Source organism: Sandarakinorhabdus sp. (genome assembly GCF_031422795.1).
In the GTDB taxonomy this organism is placed as follows: Bacteria; Pseudomonadota; Alphaproteobacteria; order Sphingomonadales; family Sphingomonadaceae; genus Sandarakinorhabdus.
The window spans coordinates 1-4,534 of sequence record NZ_JANPML010000027.1; the positions used below are offsets into that span (position 1 = coordinate 1).

The following is a 4,534-nucleotide window of genomic DNA, read 5'->3' on the forward strand; positions in this document are numbered from 1 at the left end:
GGCGCGCGCGGCGGCACCGATTTCCTTGATGCGGCTGCCGCCTTTGCCCAGCACGATGGCTCTCTGGGTGTCGCGTTCGATGATGATCTGCTGGTGGATGGCCACGCTGCCATCGCGCCGTTCTTCCCATTTTTCGGTTTCGACGGTGGCGGCATAGGGCAGTTCGGCGTGCAGCTGCAGATACAGCTGCTCACGCGTCAGTTCGGCCGCCATCAGGCGAGTGGTGGCATCACTCAACTGGTCTTCGGGATAATGCCAGGCGCTTAGCGGCAGGCGGTTTGCCAATGCCGCCTTCAGTTCGGGCACACCGTCGCCGGTGCTGGCCGAAATGAAGAAAATCTCCTCGAACGGCAGCAGCGCGTTGCAGCGGCTGGCCAGATCCAACAGCCGTTCCTTCACGCAGATATCGACCTTGTTGAGCACCAGCAACTTGGGCTCGCGGCGGTTCGCCAGCGCCGCGATGATATCGGGCACATCGCCCTTCAGCCCGGCCCTGGCATCCAGCACCAGCACGATCACATCGGCATCGGTGGCGCCGTCCCAGGCGGCCTTGACCATGGCGCGGTCCAGCCGCCGGCGCGGGGCAAAGATGCCGGGCGTATCGACCAGCAGCATCTGCGCCGTTTCGTGCACGGCGATCCCCACCAACCGCTGCCGCGTCGTCTGCACCTTGGGCGAAACGATGGCGACCTTCTGGCCCACCAGCGCGTTGACCAGGGTCGATTTGCCGGCATTGGGCGCGCCAACCACGGCGATGCTGCCGCAGCGGGTCGTAATGGGGGTGAGTTCGATGGTCATGCGTCAAGACTCTTCAACAACAGGGTGGCGGCGGCCTTTTCGGCCTCTTGCCGGGATTTTCCGCTGGCTTGCGCCGGCGGCTGGCCGCGCACCGTCACTTCCACGGTGAACACCGGCGCGTGATCGGGGCCATCGCGGCCCACGACCAGATAATCGGGCATGCCCAGCCGGCGCTTCAGCGCCCATTGCTGCAGGGCACTTTTGGGATCGTTCAGAAATGGCTGATCCGATTGCATCATCGGGCCCCAATGGCGGGTGACAAAGGCCGCCGCTGCATCCCAGCCGCCATCGATGAACACCGCCGCCGCCACCGCTTCGGCCACGTCGCCCAGCACATTGTCGCTGTCGGCCAGGCCCTTGCCGCGGCTGACGGGTTCCATCGCAATCAACGGGCCAGCGTTCCAGCCGCGGGCCACGCGCGCATTGGCCGGGCCTTCCACCATTGCATGCAGCCGCGCCGTCAACCGGCCTTCGGCTTCATCGTGTTGGCCATAAAGCAGGCCGGCGACTACACAGCCGAGCACGCGGTCGCCCAGAAATTCCAGCCGTTGGTAACTGGCGCCGGGCTGCCGTGTGGCGCTGCCGTGGGTCAACGCGCGATCAAGCAGCGACAGATCAGCAAATTCATGGCCCAACACGTCGCGCGCGAAAACCGCCAGCCGTTCCATCCGGTCGGCTCGGGCCAGTTCGGGGCCGGGCCCAGGATCAGGCATCGCCTTGCGTTTGCGAGTCATCAGCCTCGCCCGTGAGCCGATTGCGCCAGCCGGTCAACCCCGCTGGCTGCGAATATCGGCTGGACTTCAGCTGCAGCCCGTCGGAAAACGCCGGCATGGACTATCTCGCCCCCATCCGTGGCTCCGGCGCTGCCCCGGTAGACATCCGCGCGCTGTTTGCCGCCGAACCCGATCGGCTGGCGCGATTGACCGCCAGCGCTTGCGGCCTTGCCCTCGATCTGTCGCGGCTGGCGCTGCCGCTGCCGGTGCTCGATCAACTGCTCGCCGTCTGCACCGCCGCCGATCTGCCGGGCTGGCGGGCGCGGCTGCTGGCCGGCGAGGTGGTCAACCCGTCCGAAGGCCGCGCCGCCACCCACACCGCCGAACGCGGCGCAGGCAATGCGGCAGATGTGGCGGTGGCCGTTGCCGGTGCGGCCCTGGGGGAAACCATTGCCCATGCCCTGCGCGCTGGCGGCGTGACCGACATCATCCACATCGGCATCGGCGGATCGGCGCTGGGCCCGGCCCTTCTCGTCGATGCGTTGGGGCGGCACGGCGCCAAAGATGCCTGCGGCCCGCGCATCCATGTCGTTTCCAACATCGATGGGGAGGCGCTTGCCCAGGCGTTGGCCGCCGTGCAGCCGGCAACGACGCGGCTGGTGATCGTCTCCAAGACGTTCACCACCGCCGAAACCCTGACCAACGCCGAAACCGCCTTGCAGGCCCTGGCGGCTGCCACCGGGCGCGACGCTGCCGCCATCAGGCAGGAAAGCATCGCCATCACCGCCCGCCCTGATCGCGCCACAGCCTGGGGCGCCGGCCATGTGCTGCCCTTCGCCGAATCCGTTGGCGGGCGTTATTCGCTGTGGTCTGCCGTTGGCCTGCCGCTGGCCATCCGCTGCGGGCCTTACGCCTTTGCCGCCCTGCGCGCCGGCGCCGCCGCGATGGACGCGCATTTCCGTGACACGCCCTTGGAACGCAACTTGCCGGTGCTGGCCGCGCTCGCCGATGTGTGGGCGGCGCATGGCCAGGGCCAGCAAACGCGCGGCGTATTCGCCTATGATGAACGGCTGCGGCTGCTGCCATCCTATCTGCAGCAACTGGAAATGGAATCAAACGGCAAGGGCGTCGCCCGCGATGGCAGCGCGCTGGCCGGGCCGACGGCCGCCATCACCTGGGGCGGCACCGGCACCGATGCCCAACACGCCGTGTTCCAGCTGATCCACCAGGGCACTGTGGTGGGCCCGGTGGAATTCGTCGCCGTGCTGGAACCGGCGCACGGCCTGCCCGCGACTCACCACCGCCAGTTGCTGGCCAATTGCTTCGCGCAGGGCGCCGCACTGCTGAAGGGCCGCAGTTTCGATGCCGCGCTGGCGCTTTCCGGCGGCGATGCGGCGCTGGCGCACGCCAAGACGTTCAGCGGCAATCGCCCATCAAGCACGCTGCTGCTCGATCGCCTCGATCCGTTCACACTGGGCGCGGCTCTGGCCTTCTACGAACATCGCACCTTCACCGGTGCCGTGCTGCTCGGCATCAATCCGTTCGATCAATGGGGGGTGGAACTGGGCAAGGAGCTGGCGAACGCCCTGCTGGCCGGCGAGGATCTGGGCTTTGATCCGTCCACAGCCGCGCTGGTGGCGCGGGCCGGCCTGTAAAAAGAAACGGCGGCCACCCCGGGGCTGGGGTGGCCGCCGCAAGACCTGCCGGCGGATGAGGAGCCGGCAGGCGGGCCTTAACGGCGCTCGGCGAGCTGGACAGTGCTGCCCAGCTGGGCGCGAGCGGCGGTGAACTTCTTCGCGGCTTCATGGCGATTGCCTTCAGCGCAGATCATTTCGGCGGTTTTCACCGTACGCAGCAGCTTGGCAGCATCCTGCGGCTGGGCCGTGCTGATCTCGTTGCGCAGCTGCTGGGCTTCGACGGCGCAGCTGGTGGCGGTCGCGGCCTTCACCGGGCTCAGCGCCATGAAGGGTAGGGTGGCGGTCAGCATCAGGGCGGTGATGGTCAGGCGGTCGATGGTGGAACGAGCGATCATGGTCTGGGTCCTTATGTTGTTCGGCGGCCAATGTGTTTGGGGTTGGGCTTGCCGATGACTGGGTTTTAAGTCACACTCAGACGCAAGTTAATCCGGACAATGCTTGACGCCCCATGAAGCAGAACTACACAATCCACGCCTACACCCTCCAACGCAACCTGCTCGACGGCCTCGAAGCTTTCCTGCGCGTGGCCGAACGCCGCTCCTTCCGCGAAGCCGCCGATGATCTGGGCGTCTCCCCCTCCGCCATCAGCCAGACCGTGCGCCAGCTGGAAGACCGCATCGGCGTGCCGCTGTTTATCCGCACCACGCGATCGGTGGGGCTCACCGAAGCCGGCGCGCTGTTCCACGTGGCGGCCGCCCCCGCCTTCGCCAGCCTGGTGAGCGCCTGGGAAGGCGCGCGCACCTATGGCGGCCGCCCGGCCGGGCTGCTCCGGCTCAACATGCCGCGATCGGTGGTGCCGATCCTGATCGAACCGATCATTGCCGATTTCTGCGACAAATATCCCGACGTGGATGTGGAAGTGACCGGCGAAGACGCCCTGATCGATCTGGCTGCCAGCGGCCACGATGCCGGCATCCGCGTGGGCGAACTGCTCGAAGCCGACATGATCAGCGTGCGGCTTTCACCGCCGTTCCGCTTCGTCGTGGTCGCCACCCCCGATTATCTGAACCAGCACGGCCGCCCGCAAACCGCCGCCGATCTGAAAACCCACAATTGCATCCGCCAGCGCATCTCCAACGGTGCCATCATGCCGTGGCGCCTGATAGACGGTAACCGCATGATCGAAATCGCGGTGAAAGGCCGGGTGATCGTCAACGAAAACACCGCCGTGGTCGCCCTCACCAAACGCGGCCTCGGCCTCGCCCAAGTCAGCGAACCGTTGGTGATCGACGAACTGCACAGCGGCGCCCTCGAAGTGGTGCTGGGCCCGCTCTCCCCCTCCAGCCCCGGGCTCTTTCTGCACTACCCCGGCCACGCCCAGGTGCT

General features: G+C 67.0%; 5 protein-coding genes. 2 read left to right on the plus strand and 3 right to left on the minus strand.

What is annotated here, in order from left to right:
• The coding region (gene era, locus RMO81_RS01300) for a GTPase Era (protein ID WP_310473918.1) at positions 1–798 on the minus strand (798 nt) is incomplete at its 3' end.
• On the minus strand, positions 795–1,532 hold the full coding sequence (gene rnc, locus RMO81_RS01305) for a ribonuclease III (RefSeq protein WP_310473919.1): 738 nt from the start codon (positions 1,530–1,532) through the stop codon (positions 795–797). The genes era and rnc, both read right to left, overlap by 4 nt.
• Before the next feature lie 11 nt (positions 1,533–1,543).
• Here rnc and pgi point away from each other — a divergent pair, with 11 nt between their 5' ends.
• Positions 1,544–3,166 (plus strand): glucose-6-phosphate isomerase, encoded by a 1,623-nt coding sequence (pgi, locus tag RMO81_RS01310; RefSeq protein WP_310473920.1) that lies wholly within the window; start codon positions 1,544–1,546, stop codon positions 3,164–3,166.
• A gap of 77 nt (positions 3,167–3,243) precedes the next feature.
• On the opposite strand, the gene RMO81_RS01315 is transcribed toward pgi, so the two are convergent.
• Positions 3,244–3,543 carry a hypothetical protein gene (locus RMO81_RS01315; RefSeq protein WP_310473921.1) on the minus strand — a complete coding sequence of 100 codons (300 nt, stop codon included), beginning with the start codon at positions 3,541–3,543 and terminating at the stop codon, positions 3,244–3,246.
• 113 nt (positions 3,544–3,656) lie between these two features.
• Between RMO81_RS01315 and RMO81_RS01320 the strand changes: the two genes are divergently transcribed.
• Positions 3,657–4,534, plus strand: an 878-nt coding sequence (locus tag RMO81_RS01320) for a LysR family transcriptional regulator (protein WP_310473922.1), incomplete at its 3' end; no start/stop codon positions are given.

What these genes read in the sequence shown, in the direction of transcription:
- rnc (WP_310473919.1), bottom strand. Translation starts at nt 1,532, where the DNA reads ATGACTCGCAAACGCAAGGCGATGCCTGATCCTGGGCCCGGCCCCGAA.
- RMO81_RS01315 (WP_310473921.1), bottom strand. Translation starts at nt 3,543, where the DNA reads ATGATCGCTCGTTCCACCATCGACCGCCTGACCATCACCGCCCTGATG.